Source organism: Anabaena sp. FACHB-1237, assembly GCF_014696225.1.
Lineage (GTDB): Bacteria > Cyanobacteriota > Cyanobacteriia > Cyanobacteriales > Nostocaceae > FACHB-1237.
The window spans coordinates 1-26,992 of sequence record NZ_JACJPV010000014.1 but is presented as its reverse complement, the minus strand read 5'-3'; the positions used below and the strand labels follow the sequence as shown (position 1 = coordinate 26,992).

General features: G+C 35.9%; 26 protein-coding genes and 1 tRNA gene. 14 read left to right on the top strand and 13 right to left on the bottom strand.

Translation table 11 applies throughout. The features are described from left to right. Window positions 1–33 precede the first annotated feature (33 nt). Window positions 34–1,407 (top strand): glucose-6-phosphate dehydrogenase assembly protein OpcA, encoded by a 1,374-nt coding sequence (gene opcA, locus H6F32_RS09450; RefSeq protein ID WP_190369080.1) that lies wholly within the window; start codon window positions 34–36, stop codon window positions 1,405–1,407. A gap of 110 nt (window positions 1,408–1,517) precedes the next feature. Here opcA and H6F32_RS09445 read toward each other — a convergent pair whose 3' ends face one another. From H6F32_RS09445 to H6F32_RS09430, 4 genes are all read right to left on the bottom strand, one after another. After that, entirely contained in the window at window positions 1,518–1,991 is a 474-nt protein-coding gene (locus H6F32_RS09445) for a plasmid segregation centromere-binding protein ParR (protein WP_190369079.1), read from the bottom strand. 15 nt (window positions 1,992–2,006) lie between these two features. Beyond that, on the bottom strand, window positions 2,007–3,164 hold the full coding sequence (locus H6F32_RS09440; RefSeq protein ID WP_190369078.1) for a ParM/StbA family protein: 1,158 nt from the start codon (window positions 3,162–3,164) through the stop codon (window positions 2,007–2,009). A 105-nt stretch (window positions 3,165–3,269) separates the two neighbouring features. Next, entirely contained in the window at window positions 3,270–3,884 is a 615-nt protein-coding gene (locus H6F32_RS09435) for a DedA family protein (protein WP_190369077.1), read from the bottom strand. 641 nt (window positions 3,885–4,525) lie between these two features. Continuing rightward, window positions 4,526–5,596 (bottom strand): Gfo/Idh/MocA family protein, encoded by a 1,071-nt coding sequence (locus tag H6F32_RS09430; protein WP_242031096.1) that lies wholly within the window; start codon window positions 5,594–5,596, stop codon window positions 4,526–4,528. 572 nt (window positions 5,597–6,168) lie between these two features. Here H6F32_RS09430 and queC point away from each other — a divergent pair. Further along, window positions 6,169–6,843: a 7-cyano-7-deazaguanine synthase QueC gene (queC, locus tag H6F32_RS09425; RefSeq protein ID WP_190369076.1), complete on the top strand. Its 675-nt coding sequence runs from the start codon at window positions 6,169–6,171 to the stop codon at window positions 6,841–6,843. A 601-nt stretch (window positions 6,844–7,444) separates the two neighbouring features. Here queC and gatC read toward each other — a convergent pair. After that, complete coding sequence (gene gatC, locus H6F32_RS09420) at window positions 7,445–7,735, bottom strand: Asp-tRNA(Asn)/Glu-tRNA(Gln) amidotransferase subunit GatC (protein WP_190369075.1); 291 nt, start codon at window positions 7,733–7,735, stop codon at window positions 7,445–7,447. A gap of 107 nt (window positions 7,736–7,842) precedes the next feature. Further along, on the bottom strand, window positions 7,843–8,364 hold the full coding sequence (locus H6F32_RS09415) for a photosystem I assembly protein Ycf3 (protein ID WP_190369074.1): 522 nt from the start codon (window positions 8,362–8,364) through the stop codon (window positions 7,843–7,845). Between the two features lie 260 nt (window positions 8,365–8,624). Here H6F32_RS09415 and H6F32_RS09410 point away from each other — a divergent pair, with 260 nt between their 5' ends. From H6F32_RS09410 to H6F32_RS09380, 7 genes are all read left to right on the top strand, one after another. After that, complete coding sequence (locus tag H6F32_RS09410; RefSeq protein WP_190369073.1) at window positions 8,625–9,353, top strand: HAD family phosphatase; 729 nt, start codon at window positions 8,625–8,627, stop codon at window positions 9,351–9,353. 32 nt (window positions 9,354–9,385) lie between these two features. After that, a tRNA-Ala gene (locus tag H6F32_RS09405) sits at window positions 9,386–9,458 on the top strand. 822 nt (window positions 9,459–10,280) lie between these two features. Then, the gene (locus H6F32_RS20905) at window positions 10,281–10,409 is read left to right on the top strand and encodes a hypothetical protein (protein WP_277875060.1); all 129 of its coding nucleotides are present in this window, start codon (window positions 10,281–10,283) and stop codon (window positions 10,407–10,409) included. Window positions 10,410–10,414: 5 nt separating this feature from the next. After that, window positions 10,415–11,089 carry a restriction endonuclease subunit S gene (locus tag H6F32_RS09395; protein ID WP_190369072.1) on the top strand — a complete coding sequence of 225 codons (675 nt, stop codon included), beginning with the start codon at window positions 10,415–10,417 and terminating at the stop codon, window positions 11,087–11,089. Window positions 11,090–11,097: 8 nt separating this feature from the next. Next, window positions 11,098–11,583, top strand: coding sequence for a PIN domain-containing protein (locus tag H6F32_RS09390; protein WP_190369071.1), 486 nt, complete (start codon window positions 11,098–11,100; stop codon window positions 11,581–11,583). Then, window positions 11,567–11,791 (top strand): hypothetical protein, encoded by a 225-nt coding sequence (locus H6F32_RS09385; protein WP_190369134.1) that lies wholly within the window; start codon window positions 11,567–11,569, stop codon window positions 11,789–11,791. The genes H6F32_RS09390 and H6F32_RS09385 overlap by 17 nt, the downstream gene beginning before the upstream one ends. A gap of 297 nt (window positions 11,792–12,088) precedes the next feature. Further along, on the top strand, window positions 12,089–12,523 hold the full coding sequence (locus H6F32_RS09380; protein WP_190369070.1) for a M48 family metallopeptidase: 435 nt from the start codon (window positions 12,089–12,091) through the stop codon (window positions 12,521–12,523). A gap of 350 nt (window positions 12,524–12,873) precedes the next feature. Here H6F32_RS09380 and H6F32_RS09375 read toward each other — a convergent pair whose 3' ends face one another. From H6F32_RS09375 to H6F32_RS09365, 3 genes are all read right to left on the bottom strand, one after another. Beyond that, a complete protein-coding gene (locus tag H6F32_RS09375; protein WP_190369069.1) occupies window positions 12,874–14,046 on the bottom strand; it encodes a Fic family protein in 1,173 nt (390 codons plus the stop codon). A gap of 72 nt (window positions 14,047–14,118) precedes the next feature. Then, entirely contained in the window at window positions 14,119–15,642 is a 1,524-nt protein-coding gene (locus tag H6F32_RS09370) for a hypothetical protein (protein ID WP_190369068.1), read from the bottom strand. 622 nt (window positions 15,643–16,264) lie between these two features. After that, complete coding sequence (locus H6F32_RS09365) at window positions 16,265–17,920, bottom strand: Mu transposase C-terminal domain-containing protein (RefSeq protein ID WP_190369067.1); 1,656 nt, start codon at window positions 17,918–17,920, stop codon at window positions 16,265–16,267. Window positions 17,921–18,123: 203 nt separating this feature from the next. Here H6F32_RS09365 and H6F32_RS09360 point away from each other — a divergent pair, with 203 nt between their 5' ends. Continuing rightward, window positions 18,124–18,348 carry a DUF6883 domain-containing protein gene (locus H6F32_RS09360; protein ID WP_395939591.1) on the top strand — a complete coding sequence of 75 codons (225 nt, stop codon included), beginning with the start codon at window positions 18,124–18,126 and terminating at the stop codon, window positions 18,346–18,348. Window positions 18,349–18,370: 22 nt separating this feature from the next. Beyond that, complete coding sequence (locus H6F32_RS09355; protein WP_190369066.1) at window positions 18,371–18,622, top strand: DUF4926 domain-containing protein; 252 nt, start codon at window positions 18,371–18,373, stop codon at window positions 18,620–18,622. A gap of 65 nt (window positions 18,623–18,687) precedes the next feature. Here the strand turns inward: H6F32_RS09355 and mtnA are convergent, their stop codons facing one another. Next, window positions 18,688–19,749, bottom strand: coding sequence for an S-methyl-5-thioribose-1-phosphate isomerase (gene mtnA, locus H6F32_RS09350; RefSeq protein WP_242031094.1), 1,062 nt, complete (start codon window positions 19,747–19,749; stop codon window positions 18,688–18,690). A 227-nt stretch (window positions 19,750–19,976) separates the two neighbouring features. Here mtnA and H6F32_RS09345 point away from each other — a divergent pair, with 227 nt between their 5' ends. Beyond that, a complete protein-coding gene (locus tag H6F32_RS09345) occupies window positions 19,977–20,921 on the top strand; it encodes an aldo/keto reductase (RefSeq protein WP_190369065.1) in 945 nt (314 codons plus the stop codon). Window positions 20,922–20,939: 18 nt separating this feature from the next. Here H6F32_RS09345 and H6F32_RS09340 read toward each other — a convergent pair whose 3' ends face one another. The 3 genes from H6F32_RS09340 to H6F32_RS09330 form a co-directional block, all read right to left on the bottom strand. Continuing rightward, on the bottom strand, window positions 20,940–21,590 hold the full coding sequence (locus H6F32_RS09340) for a DUF2834 domain-containing protein (RefSeq protein WP_190369064.1): 651 nt from the start codon (window positions 21,588–21,590) through the stop codon (window positions 20,940–20,942). A gap of 44 nt (window positions 21,591–21,634) precedes the next feature. Next, window positions 21,635–22,711: a heat-inducible transcriptional repressor HrcA gene (gene hrcA / locus H6F32_RS09335; protein ID WP_190369063.1), complete on the bottom strand. Its 1,077-nt coding sequence runs from the start codon at window positions 22,709–22,711 to the stop codon at window positions 21,635–21,637. Window positions 22,712–23,137: 426 nt separating this feature from the next. Beyond that, the gene (locus H6F32_RS09330; protein WP_190369062.1) at window positions 23,138–23,485 is read right to left on the bottom strand and encodes a rhodanese-like domain-containing protein; all 348 of its coding nucleotides are present in this window, start codon (window positions 23,483–23,485) and stop codon (window positions 23,138–23,140) included. A 295-nt stretch (window positions 23,486–23,780) separates the two neighbouring features. On the opposite strand from H6F32_RS09330, the gene H6F32_RS09325 reads away from it, so the two are divergent. Beyond that, complete coding sequence (locus H6F32_RS09325) at window positions 23,781–25,478, top strand: DUF3352 domain-containing protein (RefSeq protein WP_190369061.1); 1,698 nt, start codon at window positions 23,781–23,783, stop codon at window positions 25,476–25,478. 403 nt (window positions 25,479–25,881) lie between these two features. Beyond that, the gene (cysE, locus tag H6F32_RS09320) at window positions 25,882–26,658 is read left to right on the top strand and encodes a serine O-acetyltransferase (RefSeq protein WP_190369060.1); all 777 of its coding nucleotides are present in this window, start codon (window positions 25,882–25,884) and stop codon (window positions 26,656–26,658) included. Window positions 26,659–26,992: the final 334 nt, after the last annotated feature.

Here is a 26,992-nt window from a genome sequence, read left to right as displayed (position 1 = left end):
TCTTTACATACTCTATTTTCCCCACAAATCACTATGGTTTCCCAAGCACCTACAGTTTTTTCCCTCCAAGATCCCAAAGATGTCTCTCTCACAGACATTGAACGAGAACTTAACCAAGTCTGGCAAAGTTACGGTATTGAAGGCGGCGAAGGTGGCCTACCTGCTGCTACCCGTGCCACCACTTTTACTTTAGTAGTTTATGAACCCGAAGAAACCCAGTATTTATTAACTGCCACTGGTTTTTATAATGGTCCGATTGATGGTATTTTAGGACCCCAAACCCAAGCTGCTCTACGGGAATTACAGAAAAAACACCATCTCCCGGAAACTGGTAGTCCTACGGAGGAAACGATCACCGCTTTACGTTCCGAATATTTTCAAATGCAACATAGTGGACCTCATGGCGATAAACATGGATCTGCTATGGGTTATACTTTCAGTGCTACTAGTCCCACCATCGCTGATGAAATTGCCCTGCGTAACCCCTGCCGTATTATCGCTTTATGTCCCATTGCTGGTGAAGATGAAGGGGTAAAAGCCCAGGTGTCTGCCTATTGTCCCATTCAAAAGCAGTCTTCTAGTACCCTAGTCTGCTGTGAATATATCACTCTCACTGGTACTACTACAGCTTTGGAACGTATTGGTGGTATGATTCCGGCGTTATTAATCGGAGGTTTACCTAAATTCCTCTGGTGGAAAGCTACTCCTGACTCGGATAATCCTTTATTTAAACGGTTAGCGTCTGTTTGCAATAATGTTATTGTAGATTCTTGCAATTTTAATACTCCAGAAGATGATTTATTAGTATTGCAAGACTTAGTAGAGAGTGGTGTACCTCTAGCTGATCTGAACTGGCGACGTTTAGCCGCATGGCAAGAATTAACAGCCGAATCTTATGATGCTCCTAATCGTCGAAACGCACTAAAAGATATTGATCGAGTGACAATTGATCATGAAAAGGGTAATTCAGCCCAAGCTTTATTGTATTTAGGTTGGTTAGCTAGTCGTTTACAATGGCAACCAGTGGCCTACAGTCGGGAAAATGGCGATTATGATTTTATCAGAATTAGATTTGTCACTCAAGATCAACATCCTATAGAAGCTGAATTAGTAGGTGTTCCTGTGGCAGATGTGGGCGAAATTGTGGGTGATTTAATCGCTTTACGTCTCAGTTCTACTAATCTTAACGCCAACTGTGGTACTGTGATTTGTTCAGAAGCAGGTGGCTGTATGCGGATGGAAACTCATGGCGGCGCACAAGCAGCAGGTTTATATCAACAAGTGAGTTCACTTTCAGAACAAAAAGCAGAAGTGCTATTAAGTCAACAAGTGCAACGTTGGGGAAGGGAGGCTTTATTTGAAGAAAGTTTAGCTGTGATTACCAATAGTATCAAATTAGCTCATTGATACAGATAATTGTGGATCACAGGCATATTGCCTGCAATCAATATCCATAAATACAGATCCCCAAACTCTGTAAAAAATCGGGGATCTGCATCTATTAAACCATTATGAACTTAAAAATCATCAAGTAACTTACCAATCCTGAGAATATCAGGATCTTCCTCTTGGGGTAATGCTTCAGATACGGGAGAGGGTTGAGATACAGTTGTAGGAGTATAGCTAGTGGGAGGTTGTTGATTGAGCAACATAGTTAATATAGCTACCTGTTGCGTCAACTGCAACATTTGACTTTCCATCAAGTCTATACGATTAGACTCCTTAGCAAAATAACGCGCTTCCAGACTCGTCATTTGACGCTGAAGATCAGCAACTTGCTGTTCTAAATGGGAGCGACTTGCTGTATTTACAGGAGGCAGGGTAGACTCTGGTACACATAAAAGTTTCCACAAAGCCTCCTTACAAAGATGGCTAAATGTTTTATCTGGTTGTGATTCCAAATAGTTTTCTACCTGCGCTAACAAGCTCTCATCAGCAATTTCAGTATCAAATGTTACGGATTTAACTACTTTTTTTGACCATTGTAACATTAGTTTTATGCCTAGCTATGAATTAGCAGCGCGAACAGCAGCAGATAATTGTGCTTCTCCATAAATATATTGACCTAAAGCATTAGCTTGACGAGAAGGTGCAGCTAAATAAGCATTAATGTGAGCATCTTTAAGAAGACGTTGCACATCTTCCCAGAAAAATTCTCCTCCACCACCAGTAATAATCACATCAGTTACCCGCTCTGGCAACCAGGCCAAGACACGGGAACAAATTTCTCGGGAAAACATTTCTGTCAAATTGGGCAGAAAATCATCTAAATTAGTAGGTTTACTCTCACCTTTAGGACGATAGAATCTTTCTCCTTTAGGCTTATTTACAGCTTCAATTAATGCTAAAGACTGACTATCAGCACCATTAATTTCATTAGCTACTCTGGTATAAAACTCACTCATACCAAAGTCTTCACTTTTAGAAGCACCTCTAGCAAAGCGGAAGTTATCAGCCATAATCATATCAATGGTTTGATGGCCGATATCAATAATACCCACAGCAATTTTGGTAAAGTCCGGTACTGTTACTGCCTTATTAGGTTGAGTTTCTGTCCATAGCAAACTGCCATAGCCTTCTGGCATTACCCAAACTTTGGCAACATTTAAGCTGATGGGTTCTCCGCGAAAGCTCATCCGATGATTTCCAGTAATCAAAGTAACAAGCTGTAACTTTTCCTTTTCAAACTGTTCTAAGGAAAGGAAGGGTAGGCCAATAACCACATAAATTTCATCTTTGAGTTGAAAATAACCTGCGGCAGCTAATACTTTTACTAGAGCATCCTCTACTTTAGATTGACCAACTCCCAAATTAGCACCAAAATCTGCGGCTAATTGACCTACAGCATAACCACTATTTTGGTGCTCTAACCACAAATCTTTAATCACATCTGTAGCCTTAGCTTCAAATACTCCACCGCGAATTTGCTCAATGGGCATTTGCTTGACGTTAGCAGGGATGAACACTACATTATTTGCATCACGACTAATACAGGTTTTTGTGGAAGTTCTACCTAAATCAATACTGAGAATAGTTTTACCACCAAGAGTAACAGTGCTAAGATTGCTTGGTTTAACTGTATTAATTGCTGTAGCAGATGCAGGACGATTCATAGGAATAGCTGCTGCGTTAATAGGACTAGCGGCGGATGGTTGATCTGTCATGAAAGCTCCTAACTTTAAAAAGTTTCCATGCTCATCTTACAAAAAGGTGAGCTAAAAAAAATTATAGGTTTGGTTCAGTGTAACTAGAAATACGGGAAAAGTTTTTTATGCTATGGGTTTTTTGCGTTTGCGTTTGAGAATCCAAAAAATAAATCCTACCACAACGACTACTAAAACTATCTTGGACACGGGAGCTAAATATTTATCTACTATTTCATATTGACTGCCTAATAAATATCCTGAATATGTAAGTAAGCCTACCCAAGCGGCGCTACCTATAGTAGTATAGCCTAAAAATGGCAATAGGGGCATATTGGCAATACCCGCAGGTACAGAAATTAAGGTGCGAATACCAGGAACAAGTCGACCAATAAATACGGCTTTTCCGCCTTGTTTTTCAAACCATTGTTTAGCTTTGCTAATATCTTTACTAGATATTGTCAACCATTTACCATATTTATCTGCTAAAGATTTTAAGCGTTTTTCCCCTAGTATTTGACCGGGATAATACCACACTAATGCACCTAGTACAGACCCTACTAAACCAGCGAAAAATACACCAATGATATTTAGTTTTTCCGGTGTCGCTCTAGCTGTAAATCCGGCTAGGGGCATAATTAATTCTGAAGGAATGGGAGGAAATAGGTTTTCTAAGAACATTAGTAATGCTATTCCCACATAGCCCATTGAGTTAATTGTATTGGTAATCCATTCCAGCATTTAGTAAATCCTATGATATTGTAGTGTGCAAAGTGAAAATTATTATTCCTAGATTTATTCCTAGATAAATTAGGTTTAGCAGTGATCATTTGGTGTCAAATTAACGTAAAGCCCATAGCCTGAATGGGAATGAATTCCTGTATTTAATAGTCTAATAGCAAAATTCATCTAAAGATGACTAAGAATTATCCAAATCCTGAGAGGTTGTTTTAAAAGTTTTTGGCGAATATAATTCGCTACTATACAGGCAAAGTCCACACTTCGACAGGCTCAGTGACTACCTGGGTGGACTAATGAAACATTAAGGATATTTAACCTGTTTACGCAGGTTTTGCCTGTGTAGAGGCGATTTGTAATCGCCCTGTTTTCTAGTCAGATGCAAGATAAGCTGTTGTGCTTTTAACTTGAATAATTAATACAAGCAAGATGCTTGTGCTAATGTAACTTCAGGTTTTTTAATTATACAGTGAGTGCTGCACATTAGCTTATTAGCCTGTGAAATATGGCTTACGCCGCGCTGCTCTATCATTTTTAGGCGGGCGTATCAGCCAAACAAATAAACCACTTATACTGACCTTAGGGAAGTATCTGTAGATTAAGTTGACACTTATCAGCACTACTAAACCCCTATTGTGTAATTATCAGCAGTTCTGTACTGTGGATGTGAAAGATTCTAATCTTTCTGAATTCCACTCTAACGGATTCCATACCCTTTCTTCTACAGCCATCTGTTCAATTAAACTGGCTAGTCTCAGAGCTTTAAGTGCTTGTTCACCACCTACTGATGGCTTATTGCCACCACGTACACAGTTGACAAAATGCTCTAGTTCTGCACTGAGGGGTTGAATATTTGTCGTAAACACTTTTTCGATAATACCATCTTGTCTATACAGTGCTTTTTGATGATCTACTAGTGGGTTAATGGCTGTTTGCCGATGTACTAAAATTTCGTTTCTAAGAAAGTCAGCTTCAGTAAAAGAATTTTTACAATGCGCTGCTAAACGCCGAATCTTGCGATGGGTGACTTTACTAGCGGTTAATGTGGCAACAATGCCATTAGCAAAGCCTAGTGTGGCGGTTACGTAGTCTAAATATCCTGAGTCTAGAGAACGAGTACCATTAGCAGTGAGTTTGACTACTGGCGAACCTGCTACTTCTAACATTAGGTCAATATCATGTATCATTAAGTCTAAGACTACAGATACATCATTTGCTCTAGCGGAATAGGGACTCATCCGTTGGGATTCTAAAGCTAATATTTGTTCTGTTTTCAGAACTTGACTCAATTCTTTGAATGCAGGGTTGAAGCGTTCTATATGTCCCACTTGTAATATACATTGGGATTCGGCCGCTGCATTCACTAAAGATTCTGCTTCAGATATACTTGCAGCTATGGGTTTTTCAATTAATACATGAACACCTGCCAATAGACAATTCATGCCTACTGCATAATGTAACCTTGTGGGTACTGCTATACATACTGCATCTACATGGGGTAATAGGTCACAGTAGTCTTCAAAAAACCTAACTTTATAGTTACTAGCTGTTTCTAAACCACGTTCAATGTTAATGTCTGAAACTCCTACTAGTTCTACGTCTTTCATCGAACTTAACACACGAGTATGATGTTGCCCCATGTTACCAACCCCAATTACGCCTACGCGTATGTGTTGTGTTTGGCTACGCTGTGTGTACAGATTTGTTTCGGGCATGTATATGCTATTTTGCACTATTATTTTCTCCTCAACCACCAAATTTAGACACGCTATGGTCATTGGCATTTAAGTATAAATGCCAGTTTTTATTTGTCTTACACCATCCTGATGGTAACATAATGATTATGTTTATGAAGAATTTCTGTTTGTTGCTGGAGTTCCCACCAATAAAGTTAGGAAATAAGTCATGGGTAATAGGTAATGCGTGATTGAGGACATTATGGGGACATTATTTATTTGTCTATGTAAGTGAATTTTTTTACTGTAAGTAAAATGACTAAAATGGTGAATTTCTAAGTATCATGTTGGATTTTGGATATATGGGGCATGGTTTAAATTGCTCAAATTATTGATTGTTGCATTTTGTTAATCATTTCATGTTTTGGGCATAATTGATTAAAACTTTGTAATATTTTTCTGGATCTGGTTTTTTAGATGAGATAATGGTTGTCTGGGTAAATTTTTTTGTGTCGGGAGTCAGAAGCAAGAATTTACACCCCCCACTCCCCACGGAAAACTTATATGATTTTGTTTAAATATAATCTTGTGTAAATATCCAATTATCTATTATGAAAGCTGTTATTTTATTATCAGGTGGTTTAGATTCTTCTACTGTACTTTATCAAGCTAAAGCGGATGGTTATGAATGTTATGCTATTTCCTTTGATTATCAACAACGTCATCGTCGAGAATTAGAATCTGCTTTATCTGTAGGTAAGGCTGTTGGTGTGGTAGAACATCAGGTAGTGAGTTTTGATTTACGTTTGTGGGGTGGTTCGGCTTTAACAGATAATAATATGGTTTTACCTGTACAACGTTCTATTACAGAGATGGCCGACAATATTCCCATTACTTATGTTCCAGCAAGAAATACAATTTTTTTAAGTTTTGCTTTGGGTTATGCGGAGGCTATTGGTGCTGAAAGAGTATATATAGGTGTTAATGCTTTAGATTACTCAGGATATCCTGATTGTCGTCCTGATTATATTAATGCTATGCAAAATGTGTTTCGTTTAGGAACTAAACAGGGTAGGGAAGGAAAATCTATTGCTATTGTTGCGCCTTTAATCAATTTGAAAAAGACTGAAATTGTTAGGCTTGGTAATGTCTTGGGAGTGCCTTGGCATTTAACCTGGTCATGTTATGCTGGAGGTAATCATGCTTGTGGTGTTTGTGATTCTTGTTTATTAAGATTGGCGGCTTTTAATGAGTTAGGATTGACTGATCCTATTAAATATGAATAATTGGTGATTGGTGATTGGTGTAAAATAATTGATAATTAATTATTAACCGAAAATCTCAAGTTGTAGGGGAATTATGTCGGATAAGCTAATGTGCAGCACTCACTGTATAATTAAAAAACCTGAAGTTACAGTAGCACAAGCATCTTGCTTGTATTAATTATTCAAGTTAAAGGCACAACAGCTTAACACTAGTTAAAATAAACATCAACACTATTTAGGTGGGTCATGCTGCGCTATCGTTTCAGGAGTTCAAGGGGTTTTGGCATTGCCGAACTAGGGTACGATTTTTAAAAGAGCGATCGCTGACAAGCTAAATAATTTCGCCGTTGCTGACATGGGCTATAATTATGATTATGATATATATTTATTTCTTTATTAGCGATCGCTGAAAACTAAATGCTGTAGCCACTTTTGTGATGATTTTACGGATAAACATCAAGAATGTTATCACAGTGGGTTTATTAGCTTAGTGAAATAGTTTAGGCAATTAATTAGAGTCAATAATTGAAATGGCTATACTTATACTTATTAAATTACTTTACTTTGATATAGAAGGGAGGTTATATAAAATCATACTCCCTTTTTCCCTATAGACCGAGTATTAATCAGCATTAAGGATTTTAGGCACTTTAAAGAAATCTCCTTCTTGTGCGGGGGCACATTCTAAAATAGCATCTCGTTCGGTGTAGGGTTGCAGCTGATCTGGTCTGGTGATATTAATTACATCAATAGCTCTGGTGGTAGGTTCAACATTAGTAACATCAAGTTTGTTTAGTTGTTCGACATAATCAAGAATATCACCCAGTTGTGTAGTGAATGTACTTTCTTCATCTGGTGTTAATTCTAACCGTGCGAGATTGGCAACTTTACGGACTAATTCAGTATCAATCATAGTTTGATGGTAATTGGTAATTGGTAATTGGAGTGTGAAGTGGGGAATTTCAGAGTTTAGCAGTGCTAAACCCCTACTATTCTCTTATGGTAAAAGCTGATAACTTCTTAAAAGAATACATCTATTTGCGATCGCCCTGTAGTTTTTAACCAGTTTTGAGCTTCAATATAGTTATTGGGGGCCATGCGAATCGCTCTGATCCAATAGTCTGCCGCTTGGTCAAATAGTGCTTCTCCACCATCATGATCTCCTGCTTCCTTGGCTTTTTCCCCTTGGAAGTGATATATTACCGCTATATTGTTGAGTGCTTGCGGTAAATTAGGATTTAACTCAATAGCTTGATGATAAAATTCTAAAGCCTTATTATGATCACCATTACTAGCATAGATTAAACCCATATTGTAGAGGATATAACCTCTATCGTTCAAGTCTTCTTCAATTGTTAAAGCCTCTTCATAATAATCTAAAGCCTCTGCATATTCACCTTCAGCTTGTGCCGACATTCCATCACGGTAATAGACAAATGCTTCCTTGGCCTTTTTATTAGTTGGCAGAATTTTGAGGATAATATCTGCCATCACAGTAAAAGACTTGTCAATAAAGTTATCATTCTTCTGGGTTCTTGGCATAATAGCTCCTATGATGATTTTGTTTATGTGAGATTAGCATAACTTAGTTTGGGGAGCTAAGGCAAAAAAGAACTGATAAGATTATACAGCACTTCAAAGTCTTGTAGAGACATTTGATCAAATGTCTCTACATTATTCCTTACAAGATATTTATTTAATACACTTTATTGCTGTGGTAATTACTAAGTTCTGACAATCTGGATCTCACAAATTGACAACTAAGGTAAAATGCTATTATCTGAGGATAGTTTGGGATTATCATGAGTTTAAAGGCTGTTCTATTTGATTTTAATGGTGTGATTATTAAAGATGAAGCTATTCATCTGCGGTTGATAGATGAAATTCTGATTCAGGAAAATCTTCAACCTCAGCGAGTACAAGAACGTCAATCTTCTTTAGGGAGGAGCGATCGCGCTTGTTTTCAAGAATTATTTGCTAATCGTGGTAGGATTTTAACAGAAGCATATTTAATGCAGTTGCTTAATCGCAAAGCTCAAGCCTATATTTTGGAATTAGAAAAACTGGATAAATTACCGTTATATCCAGGAATTGAAGATATAATCTTTCAAATTCATTCCCGTGATCTGAAATTAGGTTTAGTTAGTGGTGCTTTGAGAAAAGAAATAGAATTAGTGTTACAACGTGCTAATCTGATAGAGTATTTTCCTGTGATTGTTTCTGGTGATGATATTACCACAAGTAAACCAGAACCGGATGGTTATAAACTATCAGTACAGAGATTAAACCAATTATATCCCGACTTAAATTTACAACCTAATCAGTGTTTAGCGATAGAAGATACTCCTGTGGGTATGACAGCAGCTAAACGCGCTAGAATGCAAGTTGTCGGGGTAGCTAATACTTATCCCTTCCATATTTTACAACGTCAAGCTAATTGGACTGTGGATTACTTAAATGATTTGGAATTGGAACGAATACAAGAAGTTTATTTACAGAAAAATGTATCATCCACCGTACCACAATGTTAGAATATAATGTTAAAATATAATGTAGTTGGTTTGGGGAATTAGCTCAGTTGGTAGAGTGCTGCGATCGCACCGCAGAGGTCAGGGGTTCGAGTCTCCTATTCTCCATTTGTACATTAAATAATTGTTGTCACTTTTAAAGAATTATTGTCCAATTTTCCAGAGACAAGTGACACAAGCTAAGCATTTTCAGGGATTTCAGCTATTGAGCCAGTTTTAAAGAATTTTTGTCCAAAAAAAGATGGACAATTTACACTAGACAAAACCAGACAAGTAAAATTTAACTTCAAACCATGCACCAATGGTAAGATCATTTGGTTAAAAATTATTAAGATCATTAAGCAAACTCGCATTACCTAAAAATTTTACATGAGATTTTAGGCATATCCCTAAAGTCGTTTATCCAGAATTTCACTAGAAAATCCTCATCTTTCCGGTGCAGCTTTCACTACAGCAAAGCTGGTTTACCAGGAAAAACCACTATTTTGTCGTGCGATCGCAGCACTCCTTTCATAACCACCCTAATCAGTTATCCTACCATAAAAAGACACAAGCCTTTTATTTTCTTTCAACCCACCACCTATAGATAGGACGGTTGAAACCGCTCCCATCAAAATGCTTATCTCTACTGGTTTCTACAGGCAATTTTGGCAGATGTACTTCAAAACTTGTTTTCCAGCACCAAAAAGCGATATTAGAATCGCCTTCAAAATCTTGAAAGTCAGTTAGGATAAGGTTTTAAAAGATTTGGCAGATCCCCAAGGTTTTTGACCCCACTTTGATTTGCCAAAAATAAAAATTAGGGGGTGGTAGTTCAGTAGCCACCATGACGGTATACCCGTTCCCTTACTTTTGTAGTAAAATAAGAGATATTGATAATCCTCGTACAACCAAAATTCAGGACTTCGATAGGATCGGATTTCGCAACGGTTGACGCAAAGAATTAAGGAGTTAGCAGAACAACGGTATGATACACCTTTACCAGAGTTGACAAGTAGGGTGGATAAGTTGACGGCTAAGGTTGAAGGACATCTTCAGAAAATGGGGATAGTGTGGTAATAAGCATGAAAATACAAGAAGGCTATAAACAGACTGAGGTGGGGATTATTCCTGATGATTGGGAGGTAAAAAATTTTGAAGAAATAGGTAAAGTAATAAATGGAGATAGAGGAGCTAATTACCCAAGTAATAATGAACTTTTTGAGAATGGGTACTGCTTATTTTTAAGTGCTAAAAATGTAACAAAAGAAGGGTTTAAATTTTTGGAATGTATGTTTATTACACAAGAAAAAGATAGGCTTTTAGGAAATGGTAAGCTAATTAGAAATGATGTGGTTTTAACGACAAGAGGAACTGTAGGCAATATTGCATTTTTTGATGATTCGGTTGGTTTTAATCATGTTCGCATAAATTCAGGAATGGTCATTTTAAGAAATGAATCTAAATATTTAGATACTTCTTATCTATATGGCATTTTAAAATCAGATATTGTACAAAATCAGATTGACAGAATTGTATTTGGAAGCGCACAACCTCAATTAACAGTAAAGGGAATTAGTCAGTTCAAAATACCTTGTCCTCCTCTTACAGAACAAAAAGCGATCGCCCAAGTTCTCAGTGACATAGAGGCAGAAATTGAAGCCTTAGAAAAAAAGCGCGATAAATACAAAGCCATAAAACAGGGGATGATGCAAGAACTTCTTACTGGAAAAACTCGCCTAAAATATAATTTAGATTAATAAACCCTATGACAAATCAGTATAAAATATATCTTGATGTTTGTTGTTTAAACCGTCCATTTGACGATCCAACCCAACCACGTATTTACCTAGAAGCACAGGCAGTAATAACAATTCTGAGTCAGTGTCAATCAGGGACTTGGAAACTAATTAACAGCAGTGCTTTAATCGCCGAATCAAACCAAACCCCCGACTTAGAAAGACTAGAAAATGTTAAAAAATTACTCTCCATTGCTAAAATTAAAGTTATTAGTAGCCCTTTTATTGAAAACAGAGCTACCCAACTCCAAAAATTAGGATTCTCCAGTTATGATGCTACTCACATCGCCAGTGCAGAAAGAAGTCAAGCAGATGTATTTCTCACTACAGACGACAGACTCATTAAAAAAGCAAAAACAAATTCTCAATTAATTAATATCAAAATTAACAACCCTGTGCAATGGCTGGCAGAAGTAACACAAGCAGAGGAAAATAATGATGAAAACTCAAAATGAAATTATCAAACAAGGCTACGATGCCCTAATTAACTCTCTGGGAGTTGCCGATACCATTCGATTTATTCAATATTTCCATCCCGGCAAGGGAGACTATACCAAAGAACGTCATCAATGGCTAGATGAAAAAACTTTAACAGATGTATTAGCAGAGATAAAACAATCTCAAGCAGACGACACCAATCAATATGAGGAAATTATTGATTAACCGGAAAAACGAGATTAGTTAACAATTCTTAATCAACGTCAGAATCACAGATTAGACAGATTAAAGGATTACACAGAAATAAATATGTAAAATGTTATTACTTGGATTTTTATGTATAAATAAACGTAATACATAGGATAAATCTTAGCCTGATACCTACAGGTAAAAGATCACATCAAAAAACCTACACAGCCCAAAACCCGATCCCTAACCCATCCACTCCACCATTTACACCATTCCATCCGTGTAATCCATTAATCCGTATTAATCGGTGATTCTGACAATGAGGGTAATATAATGAGTCAAGTCGGTGCAAAAGAACGTCAAACCCAAAACCGTGTGGTGCAGTTATTCCAGCACCAGCTAAATTACCGCTATTTGGGAAATTGGCAACACCGACTGATGTCTTGGTATAGACAGCAGCTAAAACAGGAAATTCCCCGATTGATCGCTAAGTGGGAAAAGAACATAGGCGTTACCGTCAACGAATGGGGGGTAAAACTGATGAAAACCAAATGGGGTACTTGCAATATAGAAGCCAAACGCATCTGGCTAAATCTCGAATTAGCGAAGAAGGATCAGCAATGTTTAGAGTATGTAGTGGTACATGAGATTGTACACCTCCTAGAAAGGAATCATGGCGATCGCTTTGAGGCTTTGATGAATAAATTTATGCCCAATTGGAAATTATATAAGGATGAGTTGAACCGTTCTCCCTTGAGTAGTTATTGAGTTCGATTGCTGTTGATATTTTTAGATGAATAGGCGCGATCGCACAACACATAATATTTAAGTTTGCTGTCTGAGTGTCCTAATTGCGGGGCGTAGGTTTAAAGTTCCAGCGTTGTGGGTTGATGCCTGGTGTCATCGGTGTTTTACTACGTTTGGGGAGATGATATAATGATATAACATCAGAAGAAAATTTAGGATATTGAGAACGTTAGCGTAGCTTATTGTAGATAATCGCTTGCTATTTTCTAGTAAAAAGTAACCACCGTAAGGTTTTCCATGAATTGATATTCAAGTACAATTCTATTTGATAAAATTATATTTTTAAAGCAAAAAGTATAATTTAAGTATATTTACTCCTCTATGACTTGTAAGACTTGTGGCGCAATAAATACCTTACCGTAAGAACCTTCACTTACCTGCAACAAGATACCAGCGTTAACAAGTTTTTCAACATTTTGTTGTGCGGATCGATATGTAACTTCCAGAATTTCCTGAGCTTGGGGAATAGTAATAATAGGTGACTCAAACAAGCTGTCTGCAAGACGTAACAATAAGGCAGTGGCACGGGCTTGAGTTAATTCGTTTCTCCATTGAATTTGTAAATCTTGTAACTTTTTTGACCGAATAACCGCATCTTTTGACTGTTCTGTGACACCTTGTAGAAAAAATATCAGCCACTCACGCCAATTACCATGCTTACTGATGCCTAACATAAAGTCGTAATATTTTTGTCTATGTCTCTCAAAGTAAGCACTGAGATAAAGTAAGGGTAATGGCAATAAATTCCAGTTCAATAAAAGTAGTGAAATTAGTAATCTTCCGATCCGTCCATTACCATCCATAAATGGATGAATGCTCTCAAACTGATAATGAATTAAACCTATTCGAATCAATGGTGGATAATTACAATTATCATGTAAATATTTTTCTAGTTCATTTAGGCATTGGTGCATTTCGGGTACAGGAGGAGGAATAAATCGAGCATCGTTGATAATAGATCCTGATTGACCAATGTAATTTTGATAACGACGAAATTCTCCGGGAGCCGCATTTTTGCCGCGCACACCATCTACTAAGCGTTCATGAAGTTCGCATATAAAACGTAAACAAATTGGTAAGCTACTAAGTCTATCTAATCCGTACTCTAGTGTACGCACATAATTTAATACTTCTTGTGCATCTCCTTCGGGTGCTGGAGGGACAACACCAGGAAGTGAGAGTTGTCCTGTTTCATAAGCATAAAGATTAGTTATATTTGTTTGCGTTCCTTCAATTCGTGAAGAAAGAACAGCTTCACGACGAATAAATGGACGTATAAGTAAAGTAGGATTTGGCATGGTACGTCCTAATCCGGCAAGTTCACCTAAAGCGCGGTCTGCATCTGAAAGAGTACGCCAAATTTCTATATCCAGTTCAATTATTGGTGGTAGGGGATTAGGAACAAAAGCATAACAAGGATTTTTACCTTCTTCTATTTGTACTAATCTACCTGTAGGAGTATTTTGAAAGTCTTCGGGGTTCATACTAGGTTTCGATTTTTTTCTAAAAAATGGATGTTAAAAGAATTTTGTTGTCGTTTGTCGGTGTTACTCCTGTTAGTCGGGAATACCAAGACGTTGATATAGTTCTTCCTGCTTAGGATAGAGAAAAGAGTCTTTATATGTTTTTTGAGTTTTTGCAGTCAAGTCTTCTAGTACATCATTAAATGTTTTTTGTTCTAAATCTTGTAGAACTTGAGATAAGTGAATTCCTTGTGATAGATGGGGTTGTAACTCTTCTAGTTCACCTATTGAAAGTATTTGCCAATCAAAGCAACTAACTCCTTTTTCTTTCAAAAATTTATTTATATAATCTCGAAAAAAATAATCATTAATTAGATAAAAATCTTCAAAAGTTATTAATACTGGCTTAAAAATTTTATATTTATCAAATTTTTGAAGATTTGGCAAGTTAGCTTGACAATTCTTTGTAAATTCATCTATCTGTTGTATTCCATCTATGACATCATTTAGAGTCTTATTAATTTCTTCTTCAGTAGCCATAGTCTTAGCATCTTTTCTGAATTTAATTGCCTTACATTCAAAAAGAATAACTAAACTGCCGTCAATAATTGCATAATCTGGTTTCTTTCCTTTATAAGATTCATCGAGTTCACGGTCAATATCAATTAGCGTTTCTGAAGTGATAGAATTTTTCAAAACTGTCTCTACATATTTTGCAAATACATGACCAAAGTATGTAGAAAATTTAGTTTTAAAGTTATTAAATAACTGATAATATATCCCAATGGAGTTTCTTTGGGCAATTAAATCAGGAATGGGCGAGCTTATAATATCATTACCAAAATCGTTAAAGCCTCTATTTGTACAAGGATAAACTACAGGCAACTCAAAAAAAGGACTTAAATCATACATTTTAAATCGGCGGTCTTTAGTTTGCCGTTTTCGATAAAGATTAATTAACTTATTTTGATCTCCTGCCAATTGGCTCATGATAATAGATATACCTTTATCGTCAGGTATATTAATTCCATTTGATCGTGCCTGACGTAATATATCATCCAGAGAAAAAGTCGAATAAACTTTTAAATATGACAGTAGTACAAATAGAAAGTTAGTAAACTCAGGAATAGATACACCATTAAGATTTTGAAACTCCTGAATAATGTCAAAAGATTTATGAATTTCTTGATTAACATTTAAAGCAGCAGGAATTTCATAATATATTAATATTGGTCTAGAAAACTGGCTATAGGGGTAAACTCGAAATGGAAATTGTTTATTTGCAATTCTGAAAAGCAGAAATATAGGATTAGACTCAATGAATTCATCCTTTAGGGTTTGATCCAAAGCAATAGGATCTGTGCTGAGATATTGCCCAACTAATTTACATAAATATGTTAATTGTTCAGATCGTATATTCTTTTTTAGTTGTATATTCTTCTTGCTTGGCGAGCAATATCTAATAGCAAATAAAGCTAATTCTGCTATTATAAAAGGCTCTATTTGTTCTCGTTTAGAATGTAAAGAGTGTAAAATATCCCCTAGTTTAAATTTTCTGAGATGCTGACCTATTTTAGATTCCAGTCTATCTAGATCATCTAAGCTATTAATTCTCATTACTAACAAGACTCCTTTTTAACTTTACTTCTCATCTTTCTCAATCAGGTAGATAAGCTGATATGAAATACTTAAATAGCTTATCGTTATTATATACAAGTAAATGCACTAATTCGGTTTATTTGAGCTTTTAATTTTTTTGTAACTCCTGATAAATAATATCTAACCACACAGGAATCACAGATTTACCTTCATCCAGAGATGCGAGCGCACTTCATTATACCTTACAGCGAGAAAAACCTAATTAAAGCATTACTTAGTAAGATTTTTGTCGCTTTTTCATACTTCTAAAAGGCGCATGACACTTGTTGCATTCTCCCTGTTCCCACAAAGCAGGAATAGGAAAACGCTCTTTGCAAAAGGGACACTCTGAAAGCAAACGCAGCTTGTGGCACTCGCACCCCACAGTGGATTGAAACTGCCACTCCAATCTATGATATGGCTGTTCTGCATAACACGCAGCACATAACAGTCAAACAATTCCGTATCGCGGTCTAAGGGAAGGTAAGTGTTAGCTGTACCAATCCGTTCAACTTCAGCCGATGTTATTGAATGGGATGGCGATCGCCGTAACTCCTCAACTAGTTGGGAACTGGTATTAGACTGCTGCTTAAATTCTAGATCAGCATGGGCTAAGTTCGTTTGTGACACGTTGTCTACGTCTCTCCTTGCGATTTTGTTCAACATCCTCAAATCTAGATAACCGCTCGTTTAAAATAGATGAATTATCCACGTATTTACCAGATTCACGCAATATTTTCTTGGTATAATTTAACTCGGCTAGAGACATCCTTTCTCGTTTGCAATTTTTAGCTTGGATAATACCAATAAACTTTCCAGGTTCGCCATTGATAGGGTGAGAGTAAGCCAAAACTGTGGTAATATTTCGCTTATCATATCTTAAAGAAACTTGCTTACCTTCATAATCTAATAAACAATCTCCTTCATACACCCAACCTTGAAAATTAACAGAACCATATTTTTCCACATTGCGTATGGCAACTTTCATTAAACAAATATCTAGTTCACGCTCATCAATAAGTTCAGGTTCTTCCAGTAAAAAACTAGATTTCCATCGCTCAATACGTTTTTGATTTTTTACTCTTGGATAATCATCACAATGATAGTGATCTACAAAATATTTCACCAATATTTTCTCTAGTTTATCCAGGGTCAGACAGGCAGTTTTTTCAGCTTCAGGAGGACGTTCCTCAATACTTGATCCAGTGTATCCACCATACAAAGACAGAATTTCTTTATTAATTTTGTCAAAAATAGACTCAATTAAACCACCTGCTGATGGGAAAGCACGTAACCGCCGTATAAAACCTAACTGTAAGGAAATTTGTCTTAAATGTTCAGACTTAAATTCCTTCGCACGGTCTGTCATTATATATTCAGGTATTCCACAAATCTCCCATGTTTTTTCAAGTTCGTACTCTTGTCCATAATGCTTTGGTAAAATTCCATGACGCAGAGCTAAACCGACTTCATGAGAACCAGCAGCTTCAAAACCCAGATAAAAACCTGTGACACAACCAGAATAACTATCCATAACCAAGGTGATGTATGGACGACCAATTACTGTATGGTCTTCTTCGTCAACTAACAAAATATCTAATTTAATATGGTCTATTTGCCAAATTTGGTTACTGTGGGTGATTTCTAAAATACCATCAGTTGTTTGTAGAATTTGCCCTTCTATCGGTGAACCTGGATGACGAACTTTTTTATGTTTAGCTTCTAAATAGGAGTTGATCACTTTATAAACAGTGACATGAGAAGGGTGTTTACCTAATATTAGGTCTTCCCTTACTTGAGAATATCCCTTAAATTTCTCATGATGTTTCTTATCTCGTAGTTTCTCTCCTTGTGAAGCCAAGGCTTTTAAATATCCAAAAATCTGATGGTGATTGATCCGAGAACCTTCTCTATTACCCCACTGATGAAGGCTAATAATAAAATCATGCCACTCCTTAGAAATACGATATTGTCCTTTGTCTTTACGTCCAACAGCTAAAGTGGCTACTCCTACCTGTTCCACTTTCTCGATCATGCGCTTAATAGTTCTAGTGCTTTTCCCCAGAGCTTTCGCTGCATCTGCGATCGCATTCTTACGAGCTACCTTGTCAGGTGCTTGACGAATGGCATCAATCAATTCCACCTTTTTGAGATACTCTGGAGAATCTTCATTAACAAGCAGGTTTTTGTCTTCCGCCCCATCCTCCTCTTCAGTCTCGAATCCTGGAAAGGCTTTATTTATAGGCTTTTTGGGCATAAGCTCACCTCTAAAAATTATGTCATCATTTAATTTAATATTTTACAATATTTGTGACATCATTTGCTTTAAAAATAAGGATAAGATATAATTAAAAGCAAAATCGCCAAAACCATTCATGAGTAAAGATTTTAGCGGTGAATAAAAATTGGACAGTAATTCTTTAAAATGGACAATAATTATTTAATGGACAATTTTCATCCATTTTAGGTATGACTGCTGAAAATGCTGAGGAATTACGCCAAATTATTTTAGAAAAAGTAAAAACTCAAGAAGTTAGTTTGAATAGGTATGATGAATATGGACAACGCTACACACTAGACTTTACTCTGGAATGGCACAATAGAACTGCAACTATTCGCACTGGTTGGATTATTAAATCTGGTTCTGAAATTCCCAGCTTAACTTCCTGTTATCCTTTAGTATAAAAATACATGGAGATTATAGAAAATGAGTAAAATTACTGCACTCGATCTACTAGACGTAGTAGCATTAACAGTTGACTTACCTGAATATAACTTGTTACGTGGTCAAGTTGGTACAATAGTTGAATTATTAGCTGATGGTGCTGCGTTTGAAGTAGAATTTAGTGATAGTAATGGACAAACATATCAATCTGTTGGGTTGCGTCCAGAACAAATTATGGTTTTACATTTTGATCCAGCACCACCTAATTTAGTACAGGAAATGGTTACAGTATAACTAATTGTGGGTTGGGTTTCACTTAGTTCTACCCAACCTAGATTTTTAGTCTGTGCGAGGTGTAGTTAGTTATTGTTACCTCCATTCGCCTTATACAACTCCTGGGGAGCAAAAGCCCCATTCTCAGTAATAATAGCAGTAATTAATGCTGCTGGTGTCACATCAAAAGCCGGATTATAAAATTCCACGCCCGGCGGTGTCAAAATAGTATCACCAACTTGATAAATTTCGCCAGGATGACGCTCTTCTATGGGTATCTGACTACCTTCTGTGAGTTCAAAATCAACTGTGGATAAAGGTGCAGCCACAAAAAACGGAATATTATGGGCTTTAGCAACTATAGCTAAACTATAAGTACCAATCTTATTCGCTGTATCACCATTAGCTGCAATACGATCTGCACCTACAACTACAGCATCTATCAAACCCTGCTTCATACAGTGAGCAGCCATATTATCAGTAATAAGAGTGACTGGTATTCGTTCCTGGACACATTCCCACGCTGTCAGTTTTGCCCCTTGTAAACGCGGTCTAGTTTCATCTGCATATACTCTAGCTAATCTTCCAGCACTCCAAGCGGAACGCACTACCCCTAATGCTGTACCATATCCTGCGGTTGCTAAAGCTCCGGCGTTACAATGGGTAAGAATAATTAATTTATCTGGTTTGCTTGGTAATGCTGCTAAACCGTGATCTCCGATGGCTTTACAGGTTTTAATATCTTCGGCGTGTATGGCTTGGGCGGTGGCTAAGAGTGCTTGTTGAATCTCTGATACTTTCCCTACTGTCTCGTAGGCAGTTTTTAACATTCTACTAATTGCCCAAAATAAGTTTACCGCAGTTGGACGGGTAGCACGCAGTAATTTAGCGGTTTCTTCTAGTTTAACCAGAAATTGTGAGCGATCGCTTGTCTCTATTTCTCTTGCACCTAAATAAATTCCATATCCTGCTGCTACACCTATTGCTGGCGCACCTCTAACAATCATATTTTTAATTGCTTCTGCCATATCCTCACTACGATTAATCTCAACTAATGTATATTCATTAGGTAAGCGAGTTTGATCAATTAATAATACAGAATTATTCTGCCAAATAACTGGATATACTTGATTCATAACTTGATTCATAAGTTTATACTTGATGATTCTTAAAAACTAAAAGGTAGTATACCAGGTACAAGTTTTATCAGTTAAAATATACCCGATTTCTTGGGATCTGAACATCAAAAAAACCTGTTATAATATATTTGATGAGGAAGGACTATCTTTATCGCAAAAGCAAGATAAATCTGGTCGAATCGCTACTATTAAAGCTAAAGCTCAACTACTATCTATTACACTAAAATCTTACCACTGTGCAAACTACTACTCTGGGAAAAAACGGCATTACTGTTAACCAACTTTGTTTAGGAACATGGGCTTGGGGTGATAAACTATTCTGGAATTATGGCGATAATTACGGAGAAAACGAACTATACGCAGCTTTTACTAAGGCTTTAGATGCTGGAGTAACTTTTTTTGACACTGCGGAAGTTTATGGGTTAGGACTTTCTGAACAATTTTTAGGAAAGTTTATGAAACAAACATCCCAAAATGTGCAAATTGCTACTAAGTTTGGACCATTACCTTGGCGTTGGGATGGCAATTCTGTTTCTGAAGCATTAACAGCTAGTTTGCAACGTTTACAAGTTGAAAGAGTTGAATTATATCAAGTTCATTGGCCGTTTGCGTTTTTTCTTAGTCAAGAAACATTAATGAATACTTTGGCTGATGAAGTCCAAAAAGGACGCATAGGTGCAATTGGTGTCAGTAATTATTCGGCATCACAAATGGAAGAAGTATATCAGATATTACAGGCTAGAGGAATACCTTTAGCTGTGAACCAAGTCCGTTATTCTTTACTTACTAGACAAATTGAAAGTAATGGTATTTTCCAAAAAGCCCGTGATTTAAATGTAACAATTTTAGCCTACAGTCCTTTGGCTCAGGGATTATTAACAGGTAAATATACCGCATCCGACAAACCTACGGGAGCAAGGAGCATAGATCCGCGATTTAGTCAAGATGGATTACAAAAGATTTCTCCAGTGTTATCATTATTGCAAGCAATTGGTGAAAGATATCAACGCACTCCTGCCCAAGTTGCTTTAAACTGGTTAATTGCTCAAGGTAATGTTATTCCCATTGCTGGAGTAAAAAATGCTGCACAGGTTCAACAAAACGTTGGCGCTTTAGGTTGGACAATGACGGATGATGAGTTAATGCAGTTAGAACAAATTACCCGTCCTTGGTTAAAGTAGGTTAAAGTAAATGTAATGTTATTTGCTGGACGTTATTTGTGGACGCAAACACAAATATATTAAAGCTCCAACAAAGGGAATTAATGACAATTGAGAAATGATTTTTTGTGTCATTTCTTTATTTTTAAAGTCTCTTTTTGCCAGATCATCTGTTACTAATGTAGGAAATAAGAGACTCAACATGATAAAATCTAAAGTCATGACATGAATAAATCTATTGTTGTGCCATTGTTGCCAAAAATTACTCCAGTCTCCTGAAAATGCTAAACTTAATGTTCCTAGGGATGTTAATGTTAATAAAATAGCCAAAATGCGAGAATCAAGTATTGTTAAAAACAGATTTTTTTGACCTGTAAATTCTCGATTTTCTGATCTCAATGCTAAATAGGGTAATAATGCAAATGCACCTAAAGCAAAGGACGCTGTAGCAAATGGCCAAGCAGGAATTTTTTGATTTCTACCATCAATAAACACTATTGTACTGTAGATAAATGGCCAAATTCCCATAATATTAAATAAGGCAATAATGATGGGATTAATATTTTGCCAGTTTCCAGTGGACAGGTTTTTAATTAACTCGAAGGTATGGGGATCTTCAGGAGGTGCAAATACAAAAGCATAGGAAATAAATCCTATCCATAATACACCAAATGTAATTTTTCTTAACATATATTCTCAAAGGGTATGGGGTGCTAATAGCTAATTAATAACAGCTAACTAAACGCTTCTGAAAGATAATCTGCTGCTGCTGCAACTAGAGCGATCGCATTTTCATAGTCTAACCTAGTTGGTCCCAAAACTCCCACACTTCCCACAGGTATAGATCCCCGACGATAATTAGAGGATATTAAACTATAACTTTTTAGAGGTTCTAGAGGGTTTTCTGCACCAATTCTTACTGTAACTTTTAGTTTACTGCTATCTTCTATTTCTGAACTTGCAAAAATTAATCTCCATAATTGTTCCTGTTCTTCTTCTAGCAATTGCATGATATTTTGTACTTGTTGAACTTGGGAAAATTCCGGTTTTCTTAAAACTTCCCCGACTCCACGTACCATCATTTGTGTTGTTGTGGGAGCGATCGCTCGACGAGTTAATTCTACCAAAGAATTCTTTAAAAATTCTCCATAAATTTGAAATTCTTGATCTATTTTACTCCAATCAATCGCCGCTAATTCTAATAAACTTTGTCCTTTTAATTGACTATTCAAAAAGTTAGAAACTATCTGTAATTGATGATCAATTACCTCTGCTTCTAATTCCTCTTCTGAGGATATCAGACATACATCCATTAGTTTAGAATATGTCTCATAATTATCTGTCACCATAATTAACATGATTTTGCCTGGTTCCATTTGAACTAATTGCAAATGGCGCAATTTCGCTGTATTTAGTTGTGGCATCGTAATTAATGTAATACAACCACTTAAAGTAGCTAGAATTTGTGCTGCACCTTGCAACAATGCTTCCAAACTCCAATCTTCCCAGTGTAAACGCTGTTGTAATGTCGCTTCTACTTCTTTCGCTAAAATATCTGATGGCGTAATTAATTGATCTACATAAATACGATAACCTGAATCAGAGGGAATCCTACCCGCAGAAGTATGGGGTTGATACAATAAACCCGATTTTTCTAACATTCCCATCACGTTACGTATAGTAGCAGAGCTAATACCTAAATCAAATTCTTCAATTAGAGCTTTAGAGCCTACAGGTTCAGCAGTAGCAATGTAATGACGTATAGTTGCCCAAAGTATATGTTGTTGGCGATTAGTTAACTGGACTTGCATAGGTTATGTTTGTGCTGACGACAAATTTTTTTCAAAGGTTTATTAAAGGTTGTTAAAAATTCGTGGTTTACACCACAAAAAGGTTAATTATTAATTAATCCCAGATTATAAATTATTTATACTACATTTAGGTTCGTTTACAACTTCCTAGCTGGGGAAATATTATGTACTTATTGATACTCACACAGCTAAAGAAAAATTATCCAATAATGAATGATAAAATAGGGTTAATTCCTATGTTATCTAACTTATCTAAGATTCTATCTCATTGATGAGAAAATTTGTTGTAAGTTTTACTACAAAATAACCTTTTCATTCCGTTACATCGCTGATAGCCTAGCGTAGCGATCGCCATATATAATTAACAAAATGAAAAGTAATTATAAGTAGTCATAACAATTAAGAATTGATTAAAAATTGACAACTCTAATACTGAGGAATTGTCGGATCTACTCTAATAGAATATTCTGATATTCCACCTATAATATTTTTTACCTTGGTAAATCCTTGATCTACTAACCATTGACACATTTGAGCAGAACGCATTCCATGATGACATAGAACAAACGTTTCTGCATTCATATCAAACTGAGTAAATATGTTTTCACTCCATTGAGAAAATTCACTCAAGGGAAGATTGACAAAACCTGGTAAACGTGATAGTGCCAATTCTTGAGGTTCACGCACATCTATCAGTTGAATTGTACCATCATTTGTTTTTAAGTATTCAGCTAATTCGGTGACGCTAATTTGAGAGAAGGTTTGAGAAGTCATCAACTTTATTGTGAATGTAAATAGAATGGAAATATTGTCAAAATTATAGGATTGTTTGCCTAAAGTAGCAACATTTTTTCATCTAATCAAGTACAAAATCATCTGCGGTTATCTACATTTAATTACTTATAAATGTATTTATTATCGCTGATAATAAGTTGCTATTTACACATAATACACCCTAGTATATAATAGGGATAAATTTATTTTCTGTTGCTACTTTTATAAATAGCTTACATTAATAGTAAAATAAAAATCATAATTTGAGATGATAAAGTGGAAGTAAAAAAGTCAAATGAAAAAACAATCAAATAATCAGCTAAAAAGTCAAAACAAAAACCAAGAGAAGAGTGAAAATTTTGTTTTTCGTTTATTAGGATGTATTATCGTAGTGTTAGTTATTAGTATTATTGGATTTTACGTTTTTCCCAAAAATTCAATTAATATAGTGGTTAATAAATCACAACCTAGTGCAGCTATATTTATATCAAAATTAGCACCAGCAACAGTATCTTTATTAGGAAACTATGATGATTTTCAGAAATCAACAAAAATCGCAGAATTTTCGCAAATTAAAAAATTAATTTTCCCAGAAAATAATATAGACTATCTCCAAGATATTCAGTCTTGGTTAAATGATGAAATTACCTTGTCTATTACCAATATAGACTTAGATCGTAATCCTGAAAATGGCTTACAACCAGGTTATTTAATGGCTATATCCACTGCAAAAGTAGATAGAAGTCGGGAATTTTTGGAGTTACTATTTTCCCAAAGAGCTTTATCAGGAACAAATTTAGAAATTGCTCATTATAAGGGAATAAAAGTAATTTATGATACTCCTGAAACATCACTACCAGTGAAGATTAAAAAACCTTTAGCTGGTGCTGTGGTTAATGATTTTCTGTTATTGGCTAATGATGTAAGAGTAATTAAAGAAGCTATTAATAATTTACAGGTATCGGATTTGAATTTAGCTAGTTATTTAGCATATCAAAAGTCTATTAAAGAGCTACCTGAAAATGCTTTAGCGATCGCTTTTTTCAACTTACCAAATTTAGCCAAATTACAAGGTTTAGAATATCATGGAAATTACGATCATGAATTACTATCTTTAGTAATAAATAATCAAAGTTTATTAGCAGAAAGTACATTTGTGAGAAATACAAAGAAAGTAAATATAACTTCTGCATCTTTAGCTAATTCTTCATCATCAGCAATATTAAAATATATTCCTGAAACAGCAAAATTAGTGATTAAAAGTAGCAATTTAAGTAATTTAGGTAAGAGCGATATCTCTCAATTATCCCAGGAATTAATAACTAGTATTTATGGAGATAAGGAAAATATTACTGCTAGTTTTTTACCATCTTTACAAAAAATTCAAACAGCATTGCAAGTAAATTTTGATCAAGATATATTTCCAGCAATATCCGGTGAATATGCGATCGCATTATTACCAAATTCCTGGATATTTGTAGTAGAAAAAAATCCCCAGCTATCATTAGGAATTACTAGGTTAAATGAAATTGCTAATGATCTAGGTTTAAATGTAAATTCGTTAAATTTAGGACAACAAAAAATTTCTGTATGGGATGAACTGACTGCTACAAATAACCAAGATGAATCTACTAATGTAAATACAAATATTAGAGGTTTACATACCACAATAGATAATTATGAAATTTTCACTTCTGACTTAAAAACACTGCAAAAAATCACAAGTCAAGTTACTAGTAAAGACAAAAAAACCCTACTAGAAAATCAGGAATTTATCAAAAGTATGAAAATGTTACCTGCTTCTAACCAAGGATATATTTATATTGATTGGCAAAAAAGTCAAGATATACTAGAACAAGAATTACCTATACTCAAATTTTTAGAAGTGTTAGGTAAACCACTATTTGAAAATTTGCGATCGTTTACCATAAGCAGTTATAGTAGCACACCAGAAATACTCAAAGGTGGCCTATTGTTCCATTTTAATGATTAAAAACAGCGATCCTCAAATTAGAAAATATTCGAGGATCTCACATCACAAAGCAGATACTGTTACTGTATTATTTGTGCAACATCCAGATTAGGAAACTATTGGCTGTGGTGATGATAATGGTAAAATTGCAGATCCTAGTGTAAGCGATCGCCAATGGAAAAAAGGCACTTATCGGATCTGGGTAGGTACAATTGATTTGACAGGTACTCAAATACAATACTTTAACTGTAAAACAAAGTGAGTAGCAAGCAAGGAGCAGCGAGAAAATTGTTTATTCTGACTCGTGAAAGGGTTTAGCACTGTTTTACCCCTACTGACTCCTTGAACTCCTGACTCCTATTCTTACCAACTTGCGATAAAATTAAAAGTGTAACTCGTTTTACCTAACAAGGTTACTATCTCGATGCTATCTACACTTAAAACAGACTTCCGCATCATTTTTGAACGTGATCCAGCCGCCCGTAATTGGTTAGAAGTATTATTCTGTTATCCTGGCTTACAAGCTCTCCTCTTCCATAGACTGGCTCACTCATTGCGGAAAATTGGTATTCCTTTCATACCCCGCTTAATTTCTCATATCGCCCGCTTTTTCACAGGTATAGAAATTCACCCCGGCGCAGTTATTGGTAAAGGTGTATTTATTGATCATGGTATGGGTGTAGTTATTGGTGAAACCGCCATAGTTGGTGACTACGCGCTTATCTATCAAGGTGTCACTCTTGGAGGTACTGGTAAAGAAAGTGGTAAACGTCACCCCACTTTAGGGGAAAATGTCGTGGTTGGCGCAGGTGCAAAAGTTTTAGGAAACATTCAAATAGGTGATAATGTCCGCATTGGTGCGGGTTCAGTAGTTTTGCGAGACGTACCTTCGAGTTGTACAGTAGTTGGTATTCCTGGCCGCATTATTCACCGTTCTGGAGTGCGTGTTGCTCCCCTAGAACATAATAATTTACCTGACTCTGAAGCTCAAGTCATCCGCACTTTAGTAGATCGTATTGAAGCCTTAGAAGCGCAACTTCAAGAGCTTAAAGATATACGGTCAAATAGTAAAACTCCTGTTTTAGTCACTGCTATGGATATCTTAGATGAACAATTAAAACATCAAGGATATTATCAAGCACCCGCTTGTAATATCAGAGACAAAACCATACAAGAATTTTTAGATGGTGCAGGAATTTAATATTTAGTTATCAGCAGTTTATATTCCGTACTCTATCGTAATTTGGTGTGGATAGGTTTTGAATCCAAATTTGAATTTTCTTCAACTACTGAAAACTATTTAAAAACTCTATGGTTGAGAAACATCCAATAATTAATACAGATCCACATCAAACAACAAAATATCAATAATGTCAACTATTGTTTTATCTATTGTTTATTGACTGCTATATAAAACCTAGACAAAACTAGACTTTACTTTCTACTTCAATGGGAGCATGGGAGCGGTTATCCCTCAGTAGACTTACACGCCTTAGCCAGACGCGATAAATTAATTGCGGCATTTAGATCCCTAT

What these genes read in the sequence shown, in the direction of transcription:
- opcA (WP_190369080.1), top strand. Translation starts at nt 34, where the DNA reads ATGGTTTCCCAAGCACCTACAGTTTTTTCCCTCCAAGATCCCAAAGAT.
- H6F32_RS09445 (WP_190369079.1), bottom strand. Translation starts at nt 1,991, where the DNA reads ATGTTACAATGGTCAAAAAAAGTAGTTAAATCCGTAACATTTGATACT.
- H6F32_RS09440 (WP_190369078.1), bottom strand. Translation starts at nt 3,164, where the DNA reads ATGACAGATCAACCATCCGCCGCTAGTCCTATTAACGCAGCAGCTATT.
- H6F32_RS09435 (WP_190369077.1), bottom strand. Translation starts at nt 3,884, where the DNA reads ATGCTGGAATGGATTACCAATACAATTAACTCAATGGGCTATGTGGGA.
- H6F32_RS09430 (WP_242031096.1), bottom strand. Translation starts at nt 5,596, where the DNA reads ATGCCCGAAACAAATCTGTACACACAGCGTAGCCAAACACAACACATA.
- queC (WP_190369076.1), top strand. Translation starts at nt 6,169, where the DNA reads ATGAAAGCTGTTATTTTATTATCAGGTGGTTTAGATTCTTCTACTGTA.
- gatC (WP_190369075.1), bottom strand. Translation starts at nt 7,735, where the DNA reads ATGATTGATACTGAATTAGTCCGTAAAGTTGCCAATCTCGCACGGTTA.
- H6F32_RS09415 (WP_190369074.1), bottom strand. Translation starts at nt 8,364, where the DNA reads ATGCCAAGAACCCAGAAGAATGATAACTTTATTGACAAGTCTTTTACT.
- H6F32_RS09410 (WP_190369073.1), top strand. Translation starts at nt 8,625, where the DNA reads ATGAGTTTAAAGGCTGTTCTATTTGATTTTAATGGTGTGATTATTAAA.
- H6F32_RS09395 (WP_190369072.1), top strand. Translation starts at nt 10,415, where the DNA reads ATGAAAATACAAGAAGGCTATAAACAGACTGAGGTGGGGATTATTCCT.
- H6F32_RS09390 (WP_190369071.1), top strand. Translation starts at nt 11,098, where the DNA reads ATGACAAATCAGTATAAAATATATCTTGATGTTTGTTGTTTAAACCGT.
- H6F32_RS09385 (WP_190369134.1), top strand. Translation starts at nt 11,567, where the DNA reads ATGAAAACTCAAAATGAAATTATCAAACAAGGCTACGATGCCCTAATT.
- H6F32_RS09380 (WP_190369070.1), top strand. Translation starts at nt 12,089, where the DNA reads ATGAGTCAAGTCGGTGCAAAAGAACGTCAAACCCAAAACCGTGTGGTG.
- H6F32_RS09375 (WP_190369069.1), bottom strand. Translation starts at nt 14,046, where the DNA reads ATGAACCCCGAAGACTTTCAAAATACTCCTACAGGTAGATTAGTACAA.
- H6F32_RS09370 (WP_190369068.1), bottom strand. Translation starts at nt 15,642, where the DNA reads ATGAGAATTAATAGCTTAGATGATCTAGATAGACTGGAATCTAAAATA.
- H6F32_RS09365 (WP_190369067.1), bottom strand. Translation starts at nt 17,920, where the DNA reads ATGCCCAAAAAGCCTATAAATAAAGCCTTTCCAGGATTCGAGACTGAA.
- H6F32_RS09355 (WP_190369066.1), top strand. Translation starts at nt 18,371, where the DNA reads ATGAGTAAAATTACTGCACTCGATCTACTAGACGTAGTAGCATTAACA.
- mtnA (WP_242031094.1), bottom strand. Translation starts at nt 19,749, where the DNA reads ATGAATCAAGTTATGAATCAAGTATATCCAGTTATTTGGCAGAATAAT.
- H6F32_RS09340 (WP_190369064.1), bottom strand. Translation starts at nt 21,590, where the DNA reads ATGTTAAGAAAAATTACATTTGGTGTATTATGGATAGGATTTATTTCC.
- hrcA (WP_190369063.1), bottom strand. Translation starts at nt 22,711, where the DNA reads ATGCAAGTCCAGTTAACTAATCGCCAACAACATATACTTTGGGCAACT.
- H6F32_RS09330 (WP_190369062.1), bottom strand. Translation starts at nt 23,485, where the DNA reads ATGACTTCTCAAACCTTCTCTCAAATTAGCGTCACCGAATTAGCTGAA.
- H6F32_RS09325 (WP_190369061.1), top strand. Translation starts at nt 23,781, where the DNA reads ATGAAAAAACAATCAAATAATCAGCTAAAAAGTCAAAACAAAAACCAA.
- cysE (WP_190369060.1), top strand. Translation starts at nt 25,882, where the DNA reads ATGCTATCTACACTTAAAACAGACTTCCGCATCATTTTTGAACGTGAT.